Below are 25226 nucleotides of genomic sequence, written 5' to 3' on the forward strand. Positions count from 1 at the left end.
GATGACACGCGTACGGGGCCTGCGGCAAGCGGTGGAGATGGGGGCGCCGCCCCGCCCCGCGCGGGGCGCGGACTCCCCCGGGGTATTTGCCTCTAGACGAAGGGGCTCAGCGCAGCGCCAGCCCCTCGGCGTCGAAGGCATGGACGTGGAGGGGCTCGAAGGCGAGGCCGCAGGGCGCGCCGGGGGTCAGATCGGTGCTGCCGATGGCGCGCACCGTGAGCTTGCCCGCGGCGCCGCAGTCGACGATCACGTAGGTGTCGGCGCCGAGGTACTCGAGCACGTCGACCGTGCCGTCGAGCTGGCCCGCGCCCGGGGCGGTCAGCGTGATGTGCTCGGGGCGGATGCCGACATGACGCGTTGCGGGGGGCATCGGATCGGCGAGGTGCAGCCCCTCGATGTCCGCGGCCATCACGTTCATCTTCGGCGAGCCAATGAACTGCGCGACGAAGAGGTTGCCGGGCCGCTCGTAGAGTTCGCGCGGGCTGCCGACCTGGCTGATCCTCCCGGCCTCCAGCACCACGATGCGGTCGGCGAGGGTCATCGCCTCGACCTGGTCATGGGTGACGTAGATCATCGTCGCGCCGAGCGCCTGGTGCAGCTTGGCGATCTCGTAGCGCATCTCGACGCGGAGGGCGGCGTCGAGGTTCGACAACGGCTCGTCGAAGAGGAAGGCGGTGGGGTCGCGCACGATCGAGCGACCGATGGCGACGCGCTGGCGCTGCCCGCCCGAGAGGTCCTTGGGGCGTCGTTCGAGCAGCGGCTCGAGCTTCAGCACCCGCGCCGCCTCGTCGACCTTGGCCAGGATCTCCTCCTTCGGTGCGCCCGCGGACTTCAGCGAGAAGCCCATGTTCTCGCGCACCGACATATGCGGGTAGAGCGCGTAGCTCTGGAACACCATCGCAAGGCCGCGTTCGGCCGGCGGCTCGGCGGTGGCATCGCGCCCGCCGATGACGATCTGCCCGCGCGAGGTCTCCTCGAGTCCGGCGATCATCCGCAGCAGCGTGGACTTGCCGCAGCCCGAGGGGCCGACGAAGATGACGAACTCGCCCTCCTCGACGGCGAGATCCACGCCCTTGATCACCTGCGCGTCGCCGTACCATTTCTCGACGGATTTCAGCTCGATGCCAGCCATGTCAGTCTTTCCTCATCAGTCTTGCGGAGGGCGCCTCGGCGCCGCTCATCCTTTCACCGAACCGGCGGTCAGCCCCTTGGTCATGAAACGCTCGAGTCCCAGGAACAGCACCATGATCGGCAGCGTGGCGATCACCGATCCGGCCATCAGGTGCTGGCGCGGCACCTCCGAGGAGTTCAGCGAGGCGATGCCGCGGGTCAGGGTGAACTTGCCGGGGTCGTCGAGCAGCATGAAGGCCAGCAGGAACTCGTTCCAGGCGATCATGAAGACGTAAAGCGAGACCGAGGCCAGCGCCGGCAGCGACAGCGGCAGGGTGATCTTCCAGATCACCTTGAGCCGGGACAGCCCGTCCATCAGCCCGGCCTCCTCGACCTCCGAGGGCAGGCCGCGGAAGTAGCCCTGCAGCATGTAGAGCGCCACGGGGATGGTGGTGACCGGGTAAATCAGCACGATGCCAAAGATGGTGTTGCGCAGCCCGGTCATCGAAAAGGCGATGTAGATCGGCAGCGCCAGCACGATCATTGGCACCATGTAGATCAGCAGGATCGAGCGCGAGAACACCTTCTGCCCGCGGAAGCGCAGCCGCGCCACGGCGTAGGCGCCGGGGATGGCGAAGGCGAGGGTGATCAGCACGGTCAGCACAGAGACGTAGAAGGAGGTCCAGAGGTAGCTGCCGAAATTGTAGTCCCGCATCAGCTCGACGTAGGAGCGGAAGAGCCCGAGCCCCTGGCCCAGGTCGAGCGAGAAATCCAGCGGGTTCTGCACCAGCGCCGCCTGGTTCTTCAGCGAGGTCATCACCATCACGTAGAAGGGGATGACCACGATGGCGGTGAAGAAGATGTAGCCGAAGCCGGTGAGGAAGCGGATCACCGCGGCCTCGAAGACATGGCGGGTGAGCGCGCCCGGCACCACCTTGTCGAGGATCCTCCACAGGCCCACCCCGGTGAAGAACACCGTGGCGAGGACGCCGATCCAGCGGGCCAGCGGCGCGGCCTCCGGGTCGATGGCGATGGGCGAGAGCCCCGCCAGACCGGAGGCGAGCAGCATCACCACGCCGAGGCCAAGCGGCAGCGCGGGCCTGCCGCCGCCGCCGCGCAGGCAGGCAAGCCCCATCAGCGCCCCCCAGGGCAGCGAGAGCCAGGATGGGCGGAAGCCGGCGCCGGTGGCGAAGCTCATGGCGACCGCCACGGTGGTGGCGATGACGAAGCACCAGAGCGCGCCCAGCAACGGTGCGGTGGCATATCCGAAACGCAGCGGTCTCATTTCATCCCCCTGCTTCGTCCAGAGAAAAATATCCCGGGGGTTCGGGGGCTGGCCCCCGGTCCGGCGCCGGTCAGATGCGGGTCGGGTCGGCAAGCGCGCATCACAGCCCCTCCTCCCGGCTCATCACGCGGAAGAAGAACAGCGAGAAGAGGATCAGCGACAGGAAGATCACCACCGCCACCGCCGCGCCCGCGCCGATGTTCGACAGGGCGAATGCCTGCTCGTAGACGTTCACCGTCAGCACCCGGGTGCCGGCGTTGCCGCCGGTGAGCAGGAAGATGTCGTCGAACTTGTTGAAGGTCCAGATGAAGCGCAGCAGGAACAGCACCGACAGGATCCCCAGCAACTGCGGCAGCGACAGGTAGCGGAACTTCTGGAAGGGCGAGGCGCCGTCCATGTCGGCGGCCTCGTACATGTCGGTGTCGATCGACTGCATCCGGGCGAGGATGAAGAGGAACGACAGCGGGAAGTAACGCCAGATCTCGAAGAGCGTCACCATGATCAGCGCCAGCGGGCGCTCGCCGAAGAAGTTGATCGCCTGGCTGGTCACGCCCATCTGCATCAGCAGCGCATTGGCCGAGCCCGAGTAGGGGTCGAAGAGCAGGATCCAGGCGAAGGCGACGGCGATCACCGGGGCGACGTAGGGAAAGAGGTAGAGCCCGCGCAGGATGCCCTGGCCGGTGAAGCTCTTGTCGAGCAGCATGGCGGCGAACAGCCCCATGATCAGCGCGCCGGCAGTGCCGAAGACCGTGTAGAACAGCGTCACGCCGAGCACCGACCAGAATTCCGAGCCGTCGAAGATGCGGGCGAAGTTCTCCAGCGTGAAGCTCGAGAAGGAGGTGAGCACGTTGTTGGCCTTGCCGGTGATCACCGGCTCGGTCTCTTCGACGTCCGGCCCTTCGAAATAGCTGGGGTCGGCCGCGACGGGGATGCGGATCTGGTCGCGGAAGCCGCCCTCCCAGTCGCCGAGATCGCAGCTCAGCGTGGATCCTTCGAGCGTGCAGCGCGGGTCCATCTCGGTGGCGCTCAGCCCCTCGGGCCAGGTGTCGGTCAGGGTGACGCCGGTGATCGCCTGGTCCTGCGAGGAGTTGCGCAGCCGGTAGCGCAGGTAGGCGCCCGGATCGCCCTCTTCGAGGTCGCCGCGGATGTCCTCGCGCACCACGGGGGCGGGTGGGCGCAGCTCTGCGAGGCCGATCGGCTTGAAGGCGATCCAGAACACCGCGAGCAGCGGCAGGATCACCACCAGCGCCACGGCGGCGAGGGTGGGAAAGAGCAGGCCCCAGGCGAGCCGCGCCTCGCGGCGGGCGAGCGGGCCCATGCCCTTCGGTGGAACGGGTTCCGTCATGGACACCCTCCGGTCTTGCACGTCGAGAAATGTGGGGCGCCGGGAAAGCGCCCCGCTGTATCAATTGCTTACTGGATCGCGCCCAGCTCTTCGTTGAGCTGGCTGACCGCCTCGGCGGCGTCGATCTCGTCGTCGATGAAGGCGCGGACCACGCGGTTCACCGCCTGGCTGTTGACCATCTTCGAGGCCAGCGCCATCTGGTTGACGTCGCCGCCCCAGCGCTGCGCCACGTCGAGGCCGGCGACCAGCTCGTCCACCGTCTCCTCGCCGTAGAGATCGACCAGCGACGCCTGGCGGTCGACCCCGACCGGCAGCTTCGACCATTCGGTGACGAACATCTCGGGATCCTCGTCGGTGCCGCGGCGGACCGGGAACTTGCCCTCGGGGGCGATGGCCAGCGTGTCGAGATAGCCCTCGTCCATGGAGAACTTCACGAACTCCTCGGCGACATCGGTGTTGGCATCGCCGGTGATGCCGAGGAAGTTCAGCTCGGCAAAGGCGGCGCCGTCGGGATTGGACGGGCCGGAGAAGTTGGTGACGATGCCGGTCTTCCCGGCAAGCTCGGCCGAGGTCGGATCATCGGTGATGGTGGGCGGCGCGCTGTCGCGCAGGCCGGCCAGCTCGTCGAGGATGAAGGGCGACCAGATGGTCATCGCGGTGTTGCCCGAGAAATAGATCGTCCGGGCCTGATCCCAGAACAGATCGCCCGGCGGCGAGGCCTTGGCGATCGCCTTGTAGAACTCGAGCACCTCGGTGGTCGCGGCCTCGTCGAGCTCGGCGAACCCGTCCGGGCCGACCGGCGAGACGCCGTTGGCGAGGAAGACATGCTCGAGCACCTGGCTCATGAAGGCCTCGTCGACCTTGGTCGCCGCGACGAAACCGTACATCTCGGGCGGGTTGTGCAGCGCTTCGAGCGCGGCTTCCACATTGGCGTAGCTGGTCGGCGGCTCGAGCCCGGCCTCCTCGAAGAGATCCTTGCGGTAGATGATCATCTGCGTCCAGCCGTCGGCAGGCACCGAGGCGAAGCCGTCGTCGAACTCGGCCATCTTCAGCGCGCCGGGGGCGAAGGTGGCGCCGCCCAGATCCTCGATCACGTCGGTCGCTGCATCGGGGTCGAGAATGCCGGCCTCGGCCCAGGGCAGGGCGTAGGACAGCGGGTGGTAGATGACATCGGGCATGTCGCCGGCCGCATAGGCGGCGGTGGCGCGGGTGCCCATCTCGCTCTCGGTGACCGGGATCACCTCGACCTCGTGGCCGGTGGCCTCGGTGAAGGCGGCGGCCATGGCCTCCTGCTTGGCAAGTCGCTCGGGCTGCTCCTCGATGGTCCAGAACCGGATCGTGTCGGCCTGGGCCATCCCGGCGGTCAGCGCCAATGCCATGGCGGTGCCGCCGAGCGCGCGGCGTTTGATGGGTGTCATCGTCTTCCTCCTGTCGTTGGTCGTCAAACCGGCGAGTGGAAGGGGATGGGCGCGGCTTGCGTGATGGCTGCCTGCGCGGTGGCTGAGCGAGGAAAGGCGCGCAGACGCGCGCGGCTGCCGAAATGCAGCGTGACCTCCTCCCTCGAAAACCCCTTCAACACCATGAACATCTGAACAATCTCCTGACCGGAGACTTGGGGCTCAAAGCGCTTTAGGCAAGGAAAAAAGACGCCGCAACGCAGCAACTTACCGGATTTTGCCGTCAGATTGAGACTTTTTCGAGCAGCGCCTCTCGATCGATCTGCCCGGCCTGTCCGGAAAGCGACACAGCGCCGCGCGTGACGGCGTAGAAACTGTCGGCCAGTCCCCAGGTGAAATCGAAATACTGCTCGACCAACACCACCGCCATGTCGCCCTGATCGCGCAGCTGCGCGATGACCCGGCCGATCTGCTGGATGATGTTGGGCTGGATGCCTTCCGTCGGCTCGTCGAGCAGCAGCACGCGCGGCCGGGTGATCAGCGCGCGGGCGATGGCAAGCTGCTGCTGCTGCCCGCCCGAAAGATCGCCGCCGCGGCGCTGCAGGAAGTCCTTGAGGATGGGGAAGAGCTCGAAGATATGCGCCGGCACGCCGCGCTCGGAACGATCGAGGCAGGCAAAGCCGGACTCGAGGTTCTCCTGCACGGTCATCAGCGGAAAGATCTCGCGGCCCTGCGGCACGTAGGCGATGCCCGCCCGCGCCGCCTGATAGGCGTTGAGGTGCTCCAGCGGTGTTCCGTCGAGGCTGATCGTTCCGCTGGAGTAGGGGTGGCGCCCGGCGATGGCCTTGAGCAGCGAGGTCTTGCCCACGCCGTTGGTGCCCATCACCGCGGTGACCTTGCCCGGCTCCGCCGCGAGGCTGATGCCGTGGAGGATCTGGCTTTGCCCGTAGTGCAGGGTAAGGTTGTCGACTTTCAGCATGGCATCTCACTCCATCCGCAAATCTCTTCGAAGAGATTTGCAACGTCCTTCGAAGGACGTTGCAGTTCCGCGTGTGTCTTCATCGTCCGAGGTAGACGTCGATGACGTCCTGGTTGGCGGTCACGTGATCCAGCGAGCCCTCGGCCAGCACTGAGCCCTCGCAGAGCACCGTCACCTTGCAATCGAGCCGCCGCACGAATTCCATGTCGTGCTCGACCACCACCACCGCGTGTTTCTGCGCCGCCCGGCGCAGGAGGTCGGTGGTGTGCTCGCGCTCGGCCGGCGTCATGCCCGCGGCGGGCTCGTCGACCAGCAGCAAGCGCGGATCCTGCGCCAGCAGCATGCCGATTTCGAGCCATTGCTTCTGCCCGTGGCTGAGCTCGCCCGAGACCCGCCCGAGCTGGTCGGTCAGCCCGATCTCGGCGGCGATCTCCTCGATCCTCTCCGCCCCGGCCCTGGTCTTGTTGTAGAACAGGACGTCGAACGGCCCGCGCTTGTTCTTCAGCGCCATGGCGAGGTTCTCGCGCACGGTCTGCGCCTCGAAGACCGTGGGTTTCTGGAACTTGCGCCCGACACCCGAGCGGGCGATCTGGCTTTCCGACATCTTCAGCAACGAGACCGATTTCTCGCCCCAGAGCACGCGGCCTTCGTCGGGGCGGGTCTTGCCGGTAATGATGTCCATGAAGGTGGTCTTGCCGGCGCCGTTGGGGCCGATAATGGCCCGCAGCTCGGGCTCGCCGATGCGGAAGCTGAGGTTGTTGATCGCCTTGAACCCGTCGAAGCTGACGGAGACGCCGGACAATTCGAGCAGGGTCTTCATTTCTCTTCCTCCCCCTCGACGGTGCGATGCGCGCCCATGTCGGGGCCGAAATCGCCGACCCGCTCGGGCACCGGGTGGTGGCGGGTGAACAGATCGAAGATGCCGCCGATGCCCTTGGGCGCAAGCAATGTGACGGCGACGAAGCTGAGCCCCAGCAGCACCAGCCACCAGTCGGTCCAGTTGATCGTGTAGAAGCCGAGGTTGACGTTGGGCGCGCCGCCGCCGGTGAACCAGCTCGACAGCAGCGAGACCACGGCGGCGCCGAGCGCCGCGCCGTAGAGTCGCCCGCGCCCGCCGATGGCGACCCAGACCGCCAGGTAGATCGAGGCGATAGGGGCGATCTCGGCCGGGTTGATGATCCCGGCCTGCGGGTAGTAGAGCGCCCCGGCGAGGCCCGAGACGATGCCGGTCAGGGTGAAGATGAAGAGCTTGTAGCTCTCCACGTGGTAGCCGAGGAAGCGCACGCGGTTCTCGTTGTCGCGGATGCCGCGGATCACCGAGCCCATCTTGCCCGAGACCACCCAGGCAAAGAGCAGGTAGCCGAGGCCGAGCGCGGCCGCCGAGCCCCAGAAGAACCAGATCGAGATCGTGGCCTGCGGCACCGCGTCGAGCCCCGGCAGGTTCTGCAGGCCCGACAGACCATTGTTGCCGCGCAGGCCGGCCTCGTTCTGAAAGAGGTAAAGCGACAGGGCGAGCGTCATCGCCTGCGTCAGGATCGACAGGTAGACGCCGGTGACGCGGCTGCGGAAGGCGAGCCAGCCGAAGACCAGCGCGAGGATGCCGGGCACCAGCACCACCATGGCGAGCTGCAGCGGGAAGCTGTGCGCGAAGCCCCAGAGCCAGGGGAAATCGGCGCTGCCGACCACGCCGAAGATCTGCTGGCCGATGGCGTCGTGGATTTCCTCGGGGGTGGGCGGGATCGGTGCGTTGCGCAGGCTTTCGGCGATGATCAGCTCGGTGCGGGCGTACATCAGCCACATGCCGATCATGTAGCCGCCGAGCCCGAAGAAGGCCATGTGGCCGAGGCTGAGAATGCCGGTGTAGCCCCAGACCACGTCCATCGCCACGGCGACCAGCATCAGGCAGAGCGTCTTGCCCAGCGTCTTGACGAAGGAGGTCGACAGGAAGCCGGTGCCGGTGGCGGGCGCCAGCACGGTCACCAGCAGCACTAAGAGCGCGAGGGCCAGCAGGAACCAGGCGACGGATTTGTTCTGCGCGAAGAAGCTGGTCATGCGGTGGCTCCCTTGGTCTGCGGGGGGAGGGGGCTCTGCCTGGCGGTGCCCTGTTGGGGGCTCTCCCCCAGGATATTTCTGTCCAGACGAAGGGGCGGGCGCCGCGCGGAGCTCGTCGTGCTGCAATTGCGTCCGGCGGAGGCGATCCCTGCGGTGATGCAGGCGCGGCGGGGCGAGGTCTGCATGGCCATGGTCAATCTCCCGCCGCGCGGCCCTTGAGGGCGACGATGCCCTTCGGGCGGAACTGGATGAAGAGGATGATGAAGAGGATCATGTAGGTCTGCGCCGCCAGCGTATTGCTGGGGTTCATCCACTCGATGCCCTTCTGCAGGATGCCGATCAGCGCGGCGCCCGCCAGCGTGCCCCAGACGTTGCCGACGCCGCCGACGACCACGGTCATGAAGCTCTGCACGATATAGTTGGCGCCCATCTCCGAGGTGACCTGCGCGTAGAGCCCGATGGCGATGCCGGCGATACCGGCGATGCCCGAGCCGAGTCCGAAGGTCAGCATGTTGATCTTGTCAGGGTTGATGCCCATCGAGGCGGCCATGCCCGGGTTCTGGGTGACGGCGCGGACCTCGAGGCCGATGCGGGTCTTGTTCAGGATGAAGAGGATCAGGCACAGGAAGACCAGCGCCAGCACGAAGATCGCGATGCGGATGTTGGCGATGCCGGCGACGTCGTTGAGGATCCACGCCCCGTCGAGCCAGTGCGGCGAGGTGAGCGGGCGGGCCTGCGTGCCGAAGATGTTCTTGGCGAGCTGTTGCAGCGCGATGGAGATGCCGAAGGTGGCCAGCAGCGTCTCCAGTGGGCGGTGGTAGAGCCAGCGGATCACCAGCCGCTCCATCGCCACGCCCGCGGCGAAGGTGATCGCGAAGGCCAGCGGCAGGGCGACGATCAGCGACAACGTGTAGTCGGGGATGATCTGCTGCACCACGTAGCCGGTATAGGCCCCCATCATGATGAACTCGCCATGCGCCATGTTGATCACCCCCATGACGCCGAAGGTGATGGCAAGGCCGATGGCGGCGAGGAAGTAGATCGAGGCCAGCGACAGCGAGTCGAGCCCGAAGTCCACCGCCTGCCAAAGACCGACGCGGGTGCGCACCGAGCCGAGTGCCGCCTCGGCGGCCGCGGTGATGGCGGCATCCGGCTCGGTGTATTCCTCGTAGAAGACATGGGAGGCGAGGGCGGCGGCGCGGTCCTCCTCGGTGACGCGGGCAGGGACGGTGCCCGCCTCGGCGAGCGCGGCATAGGCGCGGGCGCGTCCGGCCTCCGAGCCGAGCTGGCCGAGGGGCACGCCCGCGACCGCGCCATCGGCGAGATTGGCGGTGAGGGCGGCCTTGATCTGCTCGCGGCTCTGCACTGGCTGGGCGAGTTCGGCGCTGACCAGGCGGGCATAGGCCTCGGCCTCGGTCAGGTCCTTGCCGGGTGTCAGTTCGCGGGCGATGTTTGCGCCCTCGGGCAGGGTTTCGGCGACGCCGGCGCGGGTGGTGAGGATCTGGTTGAGCACCGCGCGCACGTCGACGCTGAGCTCCGACGAGAGCGCCTCGATGGCGTCGATACGTACCTCGGGGGTGGCGCCGAAGCTGGCGGTGAGCATGCCGTCGAGACGCCGCTTGCGGGCCAGCACGCCGGGGTCCTCCTCGGTCTCGATGGAGGCGCGCAGCGGCTCGATCTGGTCGGCGGAGGGGCTGCGCGCGATCGCGTCGAGCGCGGCGATGCGGTTGGTGATGTTCGGATCGGAGAGCTGGAACTGCACCAGCGCGGTGCCGATCACCCGGCGCACGCCACCATTGGGGCGGATCTGGTCGATCTCGGCGCTCGGCGCGGTGCCGGCGGACTCGCCGGTGGCGATGTCGGTCAGCGCGTAGCTGTCGCCGTCCTTCTCGGCGTAGAAGAACCGCCCGTCGGTGGTGCGCTGGTAGACCTCGCGGTCGGCCCAGGTCTGCAGGAAGGTCGGAACGGCGGGATCGCCGGAGGTGACGAGCGCCTCGATCAGCGTGCCGACGGTCTGGCGGCCGGGCTTGGCCACCTCGTCGGCGTATTGCTGGAGGATCGCCTCGAGCCCCGTGTCGGGCCCGGTGTCCGCTGTGCCGGTGTCCTGCGCGGAGGCGGTCAGCGGCGTCAGGATCAGGCAAAGCAGGAGCGCAAGACAGGAGAGAAGCGCGCGCGGCATGGACGGCCCCCGGGAACAGAGTGCGGACAATGGAAAAGCGGTGTGGCGGGCGCGCTGCCGGAGCGCGCGCCCGCCTGAGGTTGGCTCAGATCAGTAGTTGGACTGGATCTGCACGCAGCTCTCGGTCTCGGTGTTGTACATGCCGCACTCGAGGTCTTTCCAATCGGACTTGAGGACAGCCGAGTCCGGCAGGAAGTCGGTCCAGGCATCGCCCGGAACCGGATCGGTCTCCGAGATGATGTCGAACTGGCCGTCGGCGCGGATCTCGCCGATCAGCACGGGCTTGGAAAGGTGGTGGTTCACGCCCATCACGGCGGTGCCGCCGGTCAGGTTCGGGTACTCCTGGCCCCACATGGCTTCGCGCACGGCGTCGACATCGGTGGTCTCGGCGGCGGTCACCGCGTTCACCCACATGTTGAAGCCGATGTAGTGGGCTTCCATCGGGTCGTTGGTGACGCGGGCGTCATCGCCGATGAAGGCGTGCCATTGCTCGATGAACTCGGCGTTCTCGGGGGTGTCGGCGGTCATGAAGTAGTTCCACGCGGCGAGGTGGCCGACGAGGTTCGAGGTGTCGAGGCCGGAGAGTTCTTCTTCCCCCACGGAGAAGGCCACCACGGGGATGTCGTCGGCCGAGACGCCCTGCGCTGCCAGTTCCTTGTAGAAGCCGATGTTGGCATCGCCGTTGATCGTCGAGATCACGCCGACCTGCTTGCCGTCGGCGCCGAGCGCGACCACGTCCGACACGATGGTCGACCAGTCGGAATGGCCGAAGGGCGTGTAGTTGATGAAGATGTCCTCTTCCGCGATGCCCTTGTCCTTGAGATAGGCCTCGAGGATGCGGTTCGTGGTGCGCGGGTAGACGTAGTCGGTGCCGAGCAGGGCGAACTTCTCGACGCCAAGCTCGTCGAGGAAGTAATCGGTGGCCGGGATCGCCTGCTGGTTCGGCGCGGCGCCGGTGTAGAAGACGTTCTTCGAGCTTTCCTCACCCTCGTATTGCACCGGGTAGAAGTAGAGCGCGTTGAGCTCCTCGATCACCGGCAGCACCGCCTTGCGCGAGGCGGAGGTCCAGGAGCCGAAGATCACGTCGACCTCGTCGTTCGAGATCAGCTCGCGGGCCTTTTCCGCAAACAGCGGCCAATCGGACGCCGGATCCTTGACCACCGCTTCGAGCTCGCAGCCGAGCAGGCCGCCGGCGGCGTTCTGCTTCTCGATCAGCATCAGCATGGTGTCTTTCAGAGTGGTCTCGGAAATCGCCATGGTGCCGGAGAGCGAGTGCAGCACGCCGACCTTGATCGGGCAGTCGGCGGATTGCGCCGAGGCGGCGCCTGCAGAGATCATGGCCAGCGCGGCCACGGTGGAAAGTTTGAGTGCTTTGGTCATGTTCAACATCCCTAGAGAGCGGGGTCTCGGCTCCGCGCGTCCCGGCTCTTGCGGCCGGTGATCTGGGCGGGTCCTCCTCCGCTTCGATTATTGTTGTGCCACAGGCGGCTGCCCTTTTGAGCTTGGTCCGCCACGGCTCCCCGTTGACGCGCCGTCGTCGCGCGCTCTCTTGAGATAACGGAGCGGTGATTGCCGGGCACATGCTTTCCGCTGGCAGGCGAAGCCCCGGGAGTGCGTGATTATTTCCTGTGCGATGACTGCTTTAGATGTCTAATATTTAATCGAAAGATATGAGGAATGAGGAGGATATCCGGCTAAACTACGGCGAATGCTCAGGAGATCGGATTCGTCACGGAGGGTTTGCCGGTTTTTTGGGCAGGTAATTTGGGGCCGGGATCGTTTTTCTGCGCGGGGGGCTTTTCCTTCGCCCGCGAAACGGAGAACGTGAGCCTCAGAACAAAGGGATTGTCATGAGCGCCACGAAGCCAGCGATTTTCAATGAGATGTTGAACGGCGAGCAGGTTCGCTCGGCCTATCAGAACCTCGAGAAATGGTACCGGTCGATGCCGGCCGAACTGCGAAGCCTGAAGCAGAGCGAGGCCGAGGCCCTGTTCCGAAGGGTCGGGATCACCTTCGCGGTCTACGGCGAGGGCGGGGATCCGGAGCGGCTCATTCCCTTCGACATGTTCCCGCGGGTGATGACCGCCGAGGAATGGCGCAAGCTCGACCGCGGCGTGCGGCAGCGGGCGGCGGCGCTGAACGCCTTCCTGGCCGATGTCTACGACCGCCGCGAGATCATCCGCGCAGGCAAGATCCCCGAGCACCTGGTGACCAACAACGAGGCCTTCGAGAAGGCCGCCATCGGCTTCCGCCCGCCGCGCGGCGTGTTCAGCCATATCGTTGGCGTCGATCTGGTGCGCACCGGGCCCGACCAGTTCTACGTGCTGGAAGACAATTGCCGCACGCCCTCGGGCGTGAGCTACATGCTGCAGAACCGCGAGATCATGATGCGCATGTTCCCGCAGCTCTTCATGGAGAACCGCATCCGCCCGGTCGACGGATACGCCGGCCTTCTCAAGAAGACCCTGGCCTCGGTGGCACCCAAGAAATGCCAGGGCGAGCCGAACATCGTCATCCTCACGCCGGGCCATTTCAACTCGGCCTACTACGAGCACAGCTTCCTCGCCGACCTGATGGGCGTGGAGCTGGTCGAGGGGCAGGATCTCTTCGTCGAGGGCGACTTCGTCTGGATGAAGACCACGGAGGGCCCCAAGAAGGTCGACGTGATCTATCGCCGGATCGACGACGCCTTCATCGACCCGCTGTGCTTCCGGCCCGACTCGATGCTCGGCGTGCCGGGGCTGATGAGTGTCTACCGCTCGGGCGGGGTGACCATCTGCTCGGCCCCCGGCGCGGGCGTGGCCGACGACAAGGCGATCTACACCTTCGTGCCCGAGATGATCCGCTTCTATCTCGGCGAGGAACCGATCCTCGAAAACGTGCCCACATGGCAATGCGCCAAGCCCGACGACTGCAAATACGTGCTCGAGAACCTCTCGGAGCTTGTGGTCAAGGAGGTGCACGGATCGGGCGGCTACGGCATGCTGGTCGGGCCGAAGTCCGACAAGTCGACCATCGAGTCCTTTGCCGCGAAGATCCGCAAGAACCCCGACAACTACATCGCCCAGCCGACGCTGGCGCTCTCGGCCTGCCCGACCTTCGTCGAGGAGGGGATCGCGCCGCGCCACGTCGATCTGCGACCTTACTGCCTCGTGGGGGAAACCATCGAGCTGGTGCCGGGCGGGCTGACCCGCGTGGCGCTGACCGAGGGTTCGCTCGTGGTGAACTCGTCGCAGGGCGGCGGGGTCAAGGACACCTGGGTATTGGCGGAGTGAAGACATGCTGAGCCGGACTGCAGAACACCTTTACTGGATGGCGCGCTACATCGAGCGCACCGAAACCACCGCCCGCCTGCTGGAGGTTGGCGCGCGCAATGCGCTGCTGCCCAACGCCACCGGCGGCTACCGCAACGACTGGGAGGCCGTGCTGCTCGCCAAGGGCACGCTCGAGCCCTTCCTCGACAAGTACAAGGAGACCAACCAGCGCAATATCGAAACCTGGCTGTTCTTCGACTCCGATAACCCCTCGTCGGTCTATTCGTGCCTGTCGGCGGCGCGCGAGAACGCGCGGGTGGTGCGCACCGCGCTGACCGCCCCGGCCTGGGACGCGATCAACACCTCCTTCCAGGAGCTGCAGCAGCTGCACCGCACCGAGCGCAGCAAGCTGATGGTGACCGATCTGTGCGAATGGACCCTGCGGTCGTGCCAGCTGATCCGTGGTGCCATCATGTCGACGCAACTGCGCAACGACGGCTACGACTTCATGGGCATCGGCACCACCGCCGAGCGCGCCGATAACACCGCGCGGCTGATCGACGTCAAATACTACGTGCTGCTGCCCTCGGTGAACTACGTCGGCTCGGGGCTCGACCAGAGCCAATGGGCGCTGCTGCTGCAGTCGATGACCGCGCAGCGGGCCTTCAACTGGAGCTACCAGGGCGAGATCACCGCCGCCAAGATCGCGCACCTGCTGATCCTCAACCGCCGGTTCCCGCGCTCGCTGCGCGCCTGCGTGCAATGGTATTGCGAACACCTCGACAATCTCGCCGAGAGCTACCAGACTGCCACTGCGGCGCAGGAGGTGGCGCACACGTTGCTTGACGATCTGCGTGCGGCGACCGTCGAGGACATTTTCGAGGAGGGGCTGCACGAATTCCTCGCGCGATTCATGTCGCGCAACGCCGAGGTCGCGACCACGGTGCAAGAGGTCTACCTGAGCGGAATGCCGGCATGAGACTTTCGATCCGACATATCACCCGCTACCGGTTCGACGAGCCGGTGCGCGGCATCGTGCAATCCCAGAAGCTGTGGCCGGCGGACTGTGCCAACCAGCGCATCCTGTCGTGGGAGGTGACCTCGCACGGCGGGCAGACCGGGGCGGAATTCGTCGACGGCGCAGGCGACATGATCCGCCTCGCCACCTGGCGCGGCCCGCTCTCGGAGGTCACGGTCGAGGTCGCAGGCGAGGTCGAGACCACCGACTCCTATGGGGTCTTGCGCGATCACCGCGAGCGCGTGCCGCCCTCAGCCTACCTGCGTCCGACCCGGCAGGTCGAGGCGAACGCCGAGCTGAAGGCGCTGTCGGCCGTTGCCCTGAAGGGCATGGAGAACGCCAGCGCGCTCGACCGCGCCCATGCGCTGAGCCGTGCCGTCTCGGAGGCGATCGAGTACAAGCCCGGCGAGACCAAGCCGCACACCACCGCCATCGAAGCGCTTTCGGGCGGGGTGGGCGTGTGCCAGGATCACGCCCATGCGCTGATTTCCGTCGCCCATGTCGCCGAGATGCCGGCGCGCTACGTCACCGGCTACCTGCAGGCGACCGAGGATGGCACCCCGCATGAGGCCAGCCATGCCTGGGCCGAGATCTGGGTGCCCGAACTGGGCTGGGTCGGTTTCGATGCCGCCAACGAGTGCTGCCCCGACGAGCGCTACGTGCGCCTCGGCTCGGGCTACGACGCGCTCGACGCCGCGCCGATCCGGGGCCTCGTGCAGGGCGCGACGCCGGAGGAACACCTCGAGGTCGAGGTGATCGTCAGCGCGGGGCAGTCGGGACAGCAACAGCAGCAATAGCGCGCGGCAGCCGGCCACGCGGAACGCCCGAAATTTGGGCGACGTGTCATATTGCCGTAACCCTATCCCTTCGAGCAGGATTGCCGGGGACGGGGCGCGGCGGTATATCGGTGCGCTGCCAATCGGAAGGACTCGGGGACAGATGACCTATTGCGTGGGATTGCTGCTGGATGCGGGCGTCGTTCTGCTGTCCGACACGCGCACCAATGCCGGGCTCGACAATATCGCGACCTATCGCAAGATGTTCCTCTTCGAGAAGGAAGGCGATCGCGCCATCGGGATCATGACCGCGGGCTCGCTGTCGATCACCCAGACGGTAATCGCGCGGTTGAACGAGGCCAATGACGATGCCGACTCGGATCGCTCGATCCTGCGCGCGCCGGGCATGCTGCAGGTGGCCGAGATCGTCGGCGCCACCTTGTCGGATGTCACCTCCGAGGTGTCGTCGAAGATGGAGCGGATGAACCAGAGCGCCACCGCCTCGATGATCGTCGCCGGTCAGCGCAAGGGCGGGCCGATGCGCATGTTCCTTGTCTACCCCGAGGGGAATTTCATCGAGGCCACGCCCGACACGCCTTTCCTGCAGATCGGCGAGCACAAGTATGGCAAGCCGATCCTCGACCGGGTGATCTCGCCGGAGACCACGCTGGCGGATGCCGAGAAGGCGGTGCTCCTGTCCATGGATTCCACCCTGCGCTCGAACCTCAGCGTGGGCATGCCGCTCGACTTCGCGGTGATCGAGCATGACGCCCTCGCGGTGACCCGGCGGCGGCGGATCGAGCCGACGGACGAAGCCTTCCAGAAGATGAGCCACGACTGGTCGGAAGCCCTGCGCAACGCCTTCGCCGAAATCGACGCGATCTGACCACCCGCGTCGGGCGCGAGCTTTTTGGGGCGCGGTACCGCGCCACTGATCCGGAGTCGGCGGCTTTTCTGTCCTCCATTCGAATCTCCGGGCGGCCTTTCAGAACAGGGTGATCTCGGTCGGCGGGGGCTTCGGGGGCTGGATCGGAGCGACGGCCTCGATCTCTCCGGGCACGACGAATTGCCGGACCCGCCCGTCGGCGGGCCAGAAGCGGATGCGCCGCGCGGATGTGCCGCCGGTGCTCTCCGAGGCGAGCGGGATCGCCTCGTTCTGCAGGAATTCCTTGGCAAAGGCGACGTTGGAGCCGCCGATGTCGCGCAGCTGGCTGAGCATATTGGCGCCGCCGAAGAGTTTTGCGACCAGCCGGTTCTTCTGCGCGCCCGCTTTCAGCAGCCCGTTGATCAGAAGTTCCATCGAATAGGCGCCATAGCGCACATTCTCACCCTCCTTCCCGGCGCGCTGCGGCAGCAGGAAATGGTTCATGCCGCCGACGCCGGCGGCGGCATCGGTGAGGCAGACGGCAACGCAGGATCCCAGCACGGTCGACAGCACCTCGGAGGGGGAGGAGGAAATCCGGTACTCGCCCTGGATCACGTTCACCAGCTTTTCTGCGGTATCGCTCATCGCGCGGGGATCCTTCCATTCGGGCTGTTCGAGACCGTGGCGGGCGCCGGCGCCGCGCAGGCGTTCAGCAGGGCAGGACCGATCTCCGGCAACGGGAGGGTTGTCTGCACCGCGCCAAGCTCATGCGCGGCGCGGGGCATGCCGTAGACGATGCAGCTCGCCTCATCCTGCGCGAAGGTGGTGGCGCCGGCGTCGCGCAGCGCCTTGAGACCCTGCGCGCCGTCCCGCCCCATGCCGGTGAGCAGCGCCGCGACCGCCCGCGGGGCGCCGGGCAGCGCCGAGGTGAAGAGCGCATCCACCGAGGGCATGTGCCCCGCGATCGGCTCGCCAACGCGCAGGGCGATCTTCATCGGCGTGCCGCCCGCAAGGTGCAGGTGGGCGCGGTTGCCGGCTGCGACGACAATCTGGCCATGGCCGACCCGCGCGCCATCCTCGGCCCGCCGGACCTGCGCGGCGCATTGCCTGTCGAGCAGCCGCGTCAGGCTTTCGCCAAAGCCGCCGCCGGTGTGCTGGACGATGAAGGTAGGCGGGCAGTCCGCGGGAAAGCTCGACAGCACGTTCAGCAGCGCATCGACCCCGCCGGTGGAGGCGCCAAGCAAGATGAACCGGTTGCTGCGCGCGGAGGTCGGGGGCGTGGGTGGTTGCGGGCCCGGATCCGGCGCCCGCGGTCCGAGCCGCCGCGTGGTGCGGGTGAGCGAACGCAGCGTGCCGACCAGCTCCTCTGGGGCGACCTCGGGGTCGATGGCAAAGAGGTCCGAACGCTTGTCCCAGGGGCTGGCGGCGGGACCGGCCGGCGCGCCGCGGGTCTTGATCACCAGCCAGCGCACGTCGAGCGTGGCAAAGAGCGCGCGCATCACCTCGAACTCCGGCAGGAGGGCGAGCCGTTCTCCGATCAGCACGGCCATCGGCTCTCGCTCCTCGACCTCGGTATAGGTCGTCATCAGGTCATGGGTTTCGGACAACAGGTCGATGAAGGCGGAGCTTCGCAGCCCGGCGGCCAGCCGCCGCCGCAGGCCGAGGTCCGGATGCGCCAGGATCAAGGATATCTTCGACATCTGTGCCTCCGTCATGGCGAAATCCGTGGCACGGCACATCGCGCGCGGTGCAGGGGCGCGCGCGCTCGGTCCACCTCGAACGGCGCCATCTCAGCTGTTCCCCTAGGTTTGCCTGCCGATGGATTGCCTGCAGATCGCCTTGCGTGCGCCGGGGCCCTGCGCAGCGGCCCCCGTGCAATATCCGCGGGATCTCGCCGCGTGTCCTGCTGCGGATGAAGGATACAGGCGGGGCGGCGCATCAGAACAACTCTGGGGCGTTCGGTTCAAGCCCGTCTCCCTGGGTGCCGCCGAGCCTCTGGCGCAGATCGCGCAGGGGGACGACTGCCAGCGCCTCGCTCAGGTCCAGCGCGGCATCGCTGTCCAGGAGACGCGCAAGACGCTCGACGTAGCCCGCGAGCGCATCGGTGGACTGCGCCAGCATGTCGAGTTCCTGGAAGGCGGTGATCGCCACGGAGCCGAGCCGGGAATCCGCACTCCCTGAATAGAGGTGCTCCATGCCGTGCTCGAGCCTCTCCAGCCGTTGCTGCAGATGCCTGATTTCGCGCGAGAGCAGCCATGTTGCTTCATTTGCGCTGATGGGGAGGGAGGTCGGCGGGGTCATGATATCAGAGCTTTCCGACGACGCTCTCGATGCACTGCTTCATCGCGATCGAGGTGAAGGGCTTCTTAATCATGTTGTTGAGGCCGAGCTGCTTGGCCTGTGCGACCATGTCGGGGGTGGGCTTTCCGGTGACCAGAATGAAGCCGACCTTCTGGGTTGCACGATTTTGCCGTACCGCCTTGAGCAACGCGAGCCCGTCCATGTTCGGCATGTTGAAATCAGACAGGACAAGATGCACAGGGCTGCCCGCCATCCTGGCCAGCGCCTTGCTGCCGTCGTTCTCCGTCAGGTAGTTCTTGATGCCGATCTCGTCGAGCGCCTGGGTGATCAGCCCGCGGCTCGTGGCCATGTCATCAACCACCATGATACGCAGCGAATCCTTCAAACTCATTTCATTCTCCTAGGTCGGCCGCAGCGGGCCGGGCGTTGCGCCTTTGCGGTAGGTGGTCACACCGGCGGTGGTGAACTCGGGAAGGGCGGGACCGGACAGGCGTTCGGAGTGGCCGATGAACAGGATGCCCCCGGCGCGGAGCTTCTCGGCAAAGCGTGTCCAGAGACGCTGCTGGGTGTCCTGATCGAAATAGATCGCGACGTTGCGGCAGAAGATGGCGTCAAACGGGCCCTTGAAGGGCCAGTCGCAGATCAGGTTGAGCTCGGCGAAGCTGATCAGTGCCTTGAGCTCGGCGCTGACCTCGACCATTTCGGGCTGGCCCGGAAGCGGACGCAGCCAGCGGCTGCGAAAGTCGGCGGGCACGGTTTCGCAATCCTCCGCAGGGTAGCGCCCGCTGCGGGCTTTTCGCAGGATCGCGGGATCGATGTCGGTGGCCAGGATACGCAAATCGCGCGCCCCTGGCGGCACCCCGTCGAGCAGCGTCATGGCAATGGAGAAGGCTTCCTGCCCGGAGGAGCAGCCTGCAGACCAGATGCGAATCCGCTTCTGCGCCGCCAATTCCGGTATCAGCGCGGTGCGAAGCGTTTCGAAATGGTGCTTCTCGCGAAAGAAGCTAGTGACATTGGTGGTGAGTGCAGAGACCAGTTCCAGCCTTTCCGCCGCCTCGTCGCCCTGGTCGAGCAGTGACATGTAGTCAGCGAAGGAGGCGAGGCCGCGTGCCCGAAGGCGCCGCGCTAGGCGGGAATAGACCAGGGGCTTCTTGCTCGAGGCAAGGCTGAGGCCAAACTCGCTCCGCGCGAGCCGCGCGAGAGCGTCAAAATCCGCGTCGGTGAAGGTGAATTCCCCGGGCAGAGTATCGGCTCCAGCGAGGCTCATGCGGCGGCCCCGCCTTCCTGGTCGAGCACCGCGTCAAGATTCACCACCCGGACCATGGATTCGCCGACGGAGATCACGCCCAGGATGGCCTGTCGCGCCGCGTCGGATTTCATGTCGGGCGTTTCCTGGATCGAGGACTTGGCAACCGAAAGGATCTCCGAGACGGATTCCACCAGCAGCCCGATCGTGGTGCCACCGGCCGCGGCGACGATCACCACGTTGCGCTCATTGTCCGGCGTCTCTCCAAGGCCGAAGCGCGCGGAAAGGTCGAAGATCGGAATGACTGCACCGCGCAGGTTCATCACGCCCAGAACATCGTCCGGCGTGTGTGGCAGCTTGGTCACCGGGGTCCAGCGGCGAATCTCGCGGATCTGCATGATCTCAAGGCAGAAACTCTGGTTCCCGGCGGAGAAGGTGATGAATTCGAACTGCGTCTCGGTCTGTCCCTCGTCGGCGTCAAGCATGGCGAAGCTCCAGTTTCGGGGGGGTGATTGCGGGGAAGAAGGGCGCGGCCGGCTGCAATTTGACCACTTCCTCGGGGTCGAGGATCAGGGCGATCTTGCCGTCGCCGAGGATCGTCGCGGCCGAAACACCTGGAATGGCGGCATAATTGCTTTCGAGGCTCTTGATCACCACCTGACGCTGGTCGTGGATTGCCTCGACCCGGAGCGCGGTCAGTCCCTGGCTCTCCGTGCTGACCAGAAGAAGCACGCCATCCCCCGCCTCCTTGCGGGCGGGGGACAGGCCGAGGTTGAAGGCGACATCGACCACCGGCACGTAGGCGCCGCGCACGAGGATCACCACGCCCTTCGTTCCCACGGCGTGCAGGTCGCGCTGGCTGGGGCGGATCGTTTCGATGATCGAGGCGATGGGGATGACCATGGTCTGATCGGCGACCGAGATAACGAAGCCGTCCATCACGGCGAGGGTGAGCGGCAGCACGATGGTGAAGGTCGTGCCAGCGCCGGGGGTCGACGCGATCGAGACCCGACCGCCAAGCGCCGCAACCGCGTTCTTCACAACGTCCATGCCCACGCCGCGCCCCGAGAGGTTCGAGACCTCGCTGGCCGTGGAGAACCCGGGCAGGAACAGCAGGTTGTCGATCTCGGTCTCCGACAGTTCCGCCTCCGGCAGCACCAGCCCCTTCTCGATCGCCTTTTCGAGAATTCGCGCCCTGTTGAGGCCGGCGCCGTCGTCGCCGATCTCGATGAAGACGCTGCCCGAGCGGTGTGAGGCCGAGAGGCGGATCGTGCCGACGCTCTCCTTGCCGGAAGCGGCGCGGGCATCGGCTTTTTCCAGACCGTGGTCGACCGCGTTGCGCACCATATGGGTCAGAGGGTCGGCCAGCCGCTCGATGACCGTCTTGTCTACCTCGGTGGAATCGCCGACGGTGACCAGCCGGGCTTTCTTGCCGGTCGCTTCCGCCGCCTCGCGGACGATGCGCGACATGCGCTGGAAGAGCGGCTTCACCGGCTGTGCGCGGATCGCCATCACCCCTTCCTGGATGTCACGGGCGAGCAGCTTGTAGGCCTCGAACTCGTTGGTCAGATGGGCGACGGCGGGCAGCTCGAGCTCCTCGATCCGCTGCGAGATCATCGCCTGGTTTATAATCAGCTCCCCCACGGTGTTGATCAGCCGGTCGACGCGTTCGAGATCGACGCGCAGGGTGGGGCGGGGACCGCGCGCTTCGCCGCGCTGGGCGTCGCCGCGGGCGTCCGGAGGATCCGTCGCCGCGATCGGGCTGTCCGCGTCGGGCGGGGCCGGGGGCGGCGAGAGACCGGGCAGTTCCGCGGCCGCATCCATGAGCGCAGGCGTCGTGGCGCCAGTGTTTTCGCGGATGTCGAGCTCGCAGAGGGATTCCACGAATTCGAAGATCTCGTGCAGCACGGTCTCAGGTTCCGTGGTCTCGAGCTGCAGCGTCCAGGAGATCACCGCGCCGTTGGGATCGAAGGCGTCGAACTCCGGCAGGTCCGAGAGGTCTGCCGCCACGCGCAGGTCGCCGAGTTCTGCCAAGGCATCGAAGAGCAGCAGCGGCTCATGCCCGTTGGCATAGAGCGCCGGGCCGGGCTTGAAGCGAATGTCGAAGCGGCGCAGGGCACCGTCCTCCGCCTCAGCCTCCGCCTCCGCCTCGGCCTCTTCCGGAGCCTCGACTTCCACCGGAGCGGCATCGAACTCGAGGGTCACCGCGTCGAAACTGAAACTGTCGTCCTTGTCCGCCTCGCCGAGGTAGCTGTCGAGCTCCTTGAGGATGGCGGCTTCGGACTCGGCGTTCGGTTCGCGCTCGTCCCTCGCAGCCTCCACGAGATCGGCAAGCTGGTCGCCGGACCGGTGAAAGAGATGCATCAACTCGGCGTTGACCTTGAGCTCCTGGCCGCGCACCTTGTCCATCACTGTCTCGAAGGTATGCGCGAAGCTCACCAGCCGGTCGAGCGCGAAGGCGCCGGCGCCGCCCTTGATCGAATGCACGGCGCGGAACACGGCATTGACCACGTCCATGTCGTCGGGGTCCTGCTCCATCGAGGACAGCCCCTCGACCAGGGCCTCGAGCAGCTCTTCGCATTCTTCGAAAAACGTATCGCGGATGGAATTTCTCGACATCTCTACACCATGTGTCCTGTGAGCCGGCGCAGCACCGAGACCAGAGATGCGTCGTCGAAGGGTTTCACGATCCAGCCGGTCGCCCCGGCGGCGCGGGCGCGGGCCTTGAGATCGGCACCGCTTTCGGTGGTCAGTACGATGATCGGCACGGTCGTGCGGTTGGGGCCGCTGCGCAGTGTCTCGATTACGCCGAAACCGTCCATGTTGGGCATGTTGATGTCGGTGATCACCACGTCGGGCTCGACCTCGGAGAATTGCTCGACCCCCTCGACCCCGTCGCAGGCGGAATGAAACTCGAAGCCCGCGCCCTCAAGCGAGATGCGCAGGAGGTTCCGGATCGTGCGGGAATCGTCGATCGCCAGGACTTTCGTGGTCATTTCAGGGACTCCTTGCCGTCCGCGGAGACGTCCGGACGTTCGGCGCCGCTGCCCGTGCCGGCCGGATCGAACTGGGTGGCGGGCAGGCCGAGTCGTTCCAGCCCGGCGCGGAAGGTCTCGGTGATCTCGGTCAGGGTGAAGGGCAGTGCCTCGGCCTGCCATTGCTTCTGCGCCACGAGCAGGATCTGCAGCCGGTGCGCATCGAGCCGCAGCACGTCGCGCACCGAGATCGAAACGGGCATGTGCCGCGCCCCGAGCAGGAACGGCACGAGTGGGTCTTCGCCATTGCGGTTGCGCCCTGGGTCGAGCACGTGGCTGTGAAGCTCTGTCATCGCAAGTTCGGTCCTTTGCCACAGAAGAGCGGTGGCGACCCGCGGCCAGATCGCAGCCGGTCACCGTGGGAATATCGCGCCTGCCCCGGGGCCGGCGGGCGCACGCGTGGCGCGCAGCCGGGCCCCGCATTGCCCCGGATGGCTGGCCGGCGCCGGGGACAGGTTCGAGACCTACAGGCGGGGTCTTAACAAAGCGTTCTGGCGCCCGGATTTCTGCCTTGTCGCGGCGTTCCGCGCGGAGGCCTCGCCACTGCGCTTGCATCCCCCGGCCGCAGCGCGCAGAAATTCCGCAACGCGGTCTGGCAGGGAGCAGGAGAAGATGCGCAACGGTGGGCAATTGGTGGTCGAGAGCCTGATGGCGCTGGGGGCCACGCGGGCCTTCGGTGTTCCCGGAGAGAGCTATCTGGCGGTGCTCGACGCGCTGCACGACACCGGCGGCAAGCTCGATTTCGTGCTCTGCCGGCAGGAGGGCGGTGCGGCCTTCATGGCGGCGGCGCATGGCAAGCTGACCGGCAGCCCGGGGATCTGCATGGTGACCCGCGGGCCCGGGGCGACCAACGCTGCAATCGGCGTGCACACGGCGATGCAGGACAGCGTGCCGATGATCCTGCTGGTCGGGCAGGTGGCCACCGACATGAAGGAGCGCGAGGCCTTCCAGGAGATCGACTACCGCGCGGTCTTCGGCACCATGGCGAAATGGGCGACCGAGATCGAACAGGTCGAGCGCATCCCCGAGATCCTCTCGCGCGCCTGGATCACCGCCACCACCGGCCGTCCTGGCCCGGTGGTCGTGGCGCTGCCCGAGGACGTGCTGATGGCGCAGACCGAGGTGCCGCCGCTCACCGGCCCGGCGAAGGTCTACGAGGCCGAGCCCGCCGCCGACGCAGTCGCCGAGGCGGTGGCGCAGCTTCAGCAGGCCGAGCGGCCGCTGATCGTGCTTGGCGGAGCGGAATGGACCGGACCCGCGCGCGCGGCGCTGCAGGGCTTTGCCGAGGCCTCCGATATCCCGATCATCACCTCCTTCCGCTACCAGGACCAGGTCGACAGCGCCTGCGCCTGCTTCTGCGGCGACGCGGGCGTGGGCATGACGGCGGGGGTCAAGGCGCTGCTGCGCGACGCCGACGTGGTGCTGGCGCTGGGGACGCGCTTCGGCGAGAACATGACCGACGGCTATACGCTGCTCGAGGTGCCGCAGCCGAGGCAGAGGATCATCCATGTCCATGCCTCCGACCGCGAGATCGGCAAGGTCTACCAGCCGGCGCTCGGCGTGCATGCCGATCCGGGGCGCTTCGTGCAGGCGCTTCCGGCCAAGGTGAGCGGCCCGTGGACCGCCTGGCGGTCCGAGGCGCGAGCCGCCTACCTGGGCTTCATCAACAAGGCCCCGGCGCAGCCCGGCCCGGTCGACATGGTGGCGGTCTGCAAGCACATGCGCGAGGTGCTGGGCACCGACGTGGTGCTGACCAACGGCGCGGGCAACTTCACGGTCTGGCCGACGCGCTTCTTCCGCTTCCGCCCCGGCATGCGCCTGCTGGCGCCGCAGTCCGGCGCCATGGGCTACGGCGTGCCGGCGGCCGTCGCGGCCAAGCTGGCGCGGCCCAAGTCGACGGTGATCTGCTTCGCGGGCGACGGCGATTTCCAAATGAACGGGCAGGAGCTCTCCTCGGCGCGTCAGGCAGGGGCGGCGGTGATCGTGCTGGTGCTCAACAACGGCACCTATGGCACCATCCGCGCCCACCAGGAGCGCGAGTTCCCCGAGCGGGTCAGCGGCACCTCGATCGTCAACCCCGACTTCGCGGCGCTGGGGCGGGCCTACGGCCTGCACGGCGAGCAGGTGGCGCGGACCGAGGATTTCGCCGCGGCCTTCGAACGTGCGCTGGCGGCGCCACATGGCGCGGTGCTCGAGCTTGATATCGCCGCCGAGGCGCTGACCCCCTACCGCACGCTGTCCGAGATCCGCGCCGGCGGTCTCGCGGCGAAGCAGTGACGCATGGGGGGACCCGATGCAGCCACCGGGTCCGTCGGACATGGCGCTTGGAGGAGCTGCGCCTCAGGAGGATTCACCCCTTAGTGATAAGCGCTTAGATGCCGACT

24 protein-coding genes are annotated in these 25226 nt (G+C 66.7%); 5 read left to right on the plus strand and 19 right to left on the minus strand.

The annotated features are described in order from the left end of the window. Positions 1-106: 106 nt before the first annotated feature. The 10 genes from LC039_RS18340 to urtA form a co-directional block, all read right to left on the minus strand. On the minus strand, positions 107-1132 hold the full coding sequence (locus tag LC039_RS18340; protein ID WP_226627167.1) for an ABC transporter ATP-binding protein: 1026 nt from the start codon (positions 1130-1132) through the stop codon (positions 107-109). Positions 1133-1177: 45 nt separating this feature from the next. Continuing rightward, the gene (locus LC039_RS18345) at positions 1178-2395 is read right to left on the minus strand and encodes a carbohydrate ABC transporter permease (protein WP_226627169.1); all 1218 of its coding nucleotides are present in this window, start codon (positions 2393-2395) and stop codon (positions 1178-1180) included. 100 nt (positions 2396-2495) lie between these two features. Continuing rightward, positions 2496-3740: a carbohydrate ABC transporter permease gene (locus LC039_RS18350; RefSeq protein WP_226627170.1), complete on the minus strand. Its 1245-nt coding sequence runs from the start codon at positions 3738-3740 to the stop codon at positions 2496-2498. A gap of 68 nt (positions 3741-3808) precedes the next feature. After that, positions 3809-5158: an ABC transporter substrate-binding protein gene (locus tag LC039_RS18355; protein ID WP_226627172.1), complete on the minus strand. Its 1350-nt coding sequence runs from the start codon at positions 5156-5158 to the stop codon at positions 3809-3811. 23 nt (positions 5159-5181) lie between these two features. Next, the gene (locus LC039_RS18360; protein ID WP_226627174.1) at positions 5182-5328 is read right to left on the minus strand and encodes a hypothetical protein; all 147 of its coding nucleotides are present in this window, start codon (positions 5326-5328) and stop codon (positions 5182-5184) included. 92 nt (positions 5329-5420) lie between these two features. Further along, the gene (gene urtE / locus LC039_RS18365) at positions 5421-6116 is read right to left on the minus strand and encodes an urea ABC transporter ATP-binding subunit UrtE (protein ID WP_226627175.1); all 696 of its coding nucleotides are present in this window, start codon (positions 6114-6116) and stop codon (positions 5421-5423) included. 79 nt (positions 6117-6195) lie between these two features. After that, positions 6196-6936, minus strand: coding sequence for an urea ABC transporter ATP-binding protein UrtD (gene urtD / locus LC039_RS18370; protein WP_226627177.1), 741 nt, complete (start codon positions 6934-6936; stop codon positions 6196-6198). Then, positions 6933-8168 carry an urea ABC transporter permease subunit UrtC gene (urtC, locus tag LC039_RS18375; protein WP_226627179.1) on the minus strand — a complete coding sequence of 412 codons (1236 nt, stop codon included), beginning with the start codon at positions 8166-8168 and terminating at the stop codon, positions 6933-6935. Before urtC ends, urtD begins: the two co-directional genes overlap by 4 nt. A 193-nt stretch (positions 8169-8361) precedes the next feature. After that, positions 8362-10347 (minus strand): urea ABC transporter permease subunit UrtB, encoded by a 1986-nt coding sequence (gene urtB, locus LC039_RS18380; protein ID WP_226627180.1) that lies wholly within the window; start codon positions 10345-10347, stop codon positions 8362-8364. Between the two features lie 90 nt (positions 10348-10437). Beyond that, complete coding sequence (gene urtA, locus LC039_RS18385) at positions 10438-11727, minus strand: urea ABC transporter substrate-binding protein (RefSeq protein WP_226627182.1); 1290 nt, start codon at positions 11725-11727, stop codon at positions 10438-10440. A 470-nt stretch (positions 11728-12197) separates the two neighbouring features. Here urtA and LC039_RS18390 point away from each other — a divergent pair, with 470 nt between their 5' ends. The 4 genes from LC039_RS18390 to LC039_RS18405 all read left to right on the plus strand — a co-directional run bounded on the left by LC039_RS18390 (position 12198) and on the right by LC039_RS18405 (position 16281). Next, positions 12198-13622 (plus strand): circularly permuted type 2 ATP-grasp protein, encoded by a 1425-nt coding sequence (locus LC039_RS18390; RefSeq protein ID WP_226627183.1) that lies wholly within the window; start codon positions 12198-12200, stop codon positions 13620-13622. A gap of 4 nt (positions 13623-13626) precedes the next feature. Next, complete coding sequence (locus tag LC039_RS18395; RefSeq protein WP_226627185.1) at positions 13627-14580, plus strand: alpha-E domain-containing protein; 954 nt, start codon at positions 13627-13629, stop codon at positions 14578-14580. Then, the gene (locus LC039_RS18400) at positions 14577-15416 is read left to right on the plus strand and encodes a transglutaminase family protein (RefSeq protein WP_226627187.1); all 840 of its coding nucleotides are present in this window, start codon (positions 14577-14579) and stop codon (positions 15414-15416) included. The genes LC039_RS18395 and LC039_RS18400 overlap by 4 nt, the downstream gene beginning before the upstream one ends. Positions 15417-15558: 142 nt before the next feature. Next, the gene (locus LC039_RS18405) at positions 15559-16281 is read left to right on the plus strand and encodes a peptidase (protein ID WP_226627188.1); all 723 of its coding nucleotides are present in this window, start codon (positions 15559-15561) and stop codon (positions 16279-16281) included. 99 nt (positions 16282-16380) lie between these two features. Here LC039_RS18405 and LC039_RS18410 read toward each other — a convergent pair whose 3' ends face one another. The 9 genes from LC039_RS18410 to LC039_RS18450 form a co-directional block, all read right to left on the minus strand. After that, entirely contained in the window at positions 16381-16905 is a 525-nt protein-coding gene (locus LC039_RS18410) for a chemotaxis protein CheD (RefSeq protein WP_226627190.1), read from the minus strand. After that, the gene (locus tag LC039_RS18415; protein WP_226627192.1) at positions 16902-17960 is read right to left on the minus strand and encodes a CheB methylesterase domain-containing protein; all 1059 of its coding nucleotides are present in this window, start codon (positions 17958-17960) and stop codon (positions 16902-16904) included. The genes LC039_RS18410 and LC039_RS18415 overlap by 4 nt, the downstream gene beginning before the upstream one ends. A gap of 238 nt (positions 17961-18198) precedes the next feature. Then, the gene (locus LC039_RS18420; RefSeq protein ID WP_226627193.1) at positions 18199-18561 is read right to left on the minus strand and encodes a chemotaxis protein; all 363 of its coding nucleotides are present in this window, start codon (positions 18559-18561) and stop codon (positions 18199-18201) included. Positions 18562-18565: 4 nt separating this feature from the next. Next, a complete protein-coding gene (locus LC039_RS18425; RefSeq protein ID WP_226627195.1) occupies positions 18566-18952 on the minus strand; it encodes a response regulator in 387 nt (128 codons plus the stop codon). Between the two features lie 9 nt (positions 18953-18961). Continuing rightward, complete coding sequence (locus LC039_RS18430) at positions 18962-19828, minus strand: CheR family methyltransferase (protein ID WP_226627197.1); 867 nt, start codon at positions 19826-19828, stop codon at positions 18962-18964. After that, positions 19825-20292 carry a chemotaxis protein CheW gene (locus tag LC039_RS18435; RefSeq protein WP_108968485.1) on the minus strand — a complete coding sequence of 156 codons (468 nt, stop codon included), beginning with the start codon at positions 20290-20292 and terminating at the stop codon, positions 19825-19827. Before LC039_RS18435 ends, LC039_RS18430 begins: the two co-directional genes overlap by 4 nt. Next, complete coding sequence (locus LC039_RS18440; protein WP_226627198.1) at positions 20285-22426, minus strand: chemotaxis protein CheA; 2142 nt, start codon at positions 22424-22426, stop codon at positions 20285-20287. Before LC039_RS18440 ends, LC039_RS18435 begins: the two co-directional genes overlap by 8 nt. Before the next feature lie 2 nt (positions 22427-22428). Further along, complete coding sequence (locus LC039_RS18445) at positions 22429-22803, minus strand: response regulator (RefSeq protein WP_095882021.1); 375 nt, start codon at positions 22801-22803, stop codon at positions 22429-22431. Next, the gene (locus tag LC039_RS18450) at positions 22800-23135 is read right to left on the minus strand and encodes a hypothetical protein (protein WP_226627200.1); all 336 of its coding nucleotides are present in this window, start codon (positions 23133-23135) and stop codon (positions 22800-22802) included. Before LC039_RS18450 ends, LC039_RS18445 begins: the two co-directional genes overlap by 4 nt. 319 nt (positions 23136-23454) lie before the next feature. Between LC039_RS18450 and LC039_RS18455 the strand changes: the two genes are divergently transcribed. Next, complete coding sequence (locus LC039_RS18455) at positions 23455-25119, plus strand: thiamine pyrophosphate-dependent enzyme (RefSeq protein ID WP_226627202.1); 1665 nt, start codon at positions 23455-23457, stop codon at positions 25117-25119. Positions 25120-25226: the final 107 nt, after the last annotated feature.

This window comes from Alloyangia pacifica (assembly GCF_020524285.1).
Taxonomy (GTDB): domain Bacteria; phylum Pseudomonadota; class Alphaproteobacteria; order Rhodobacterales; family Rhodobacteraceae; genus Salipiger; species Salipiger pacificus_B.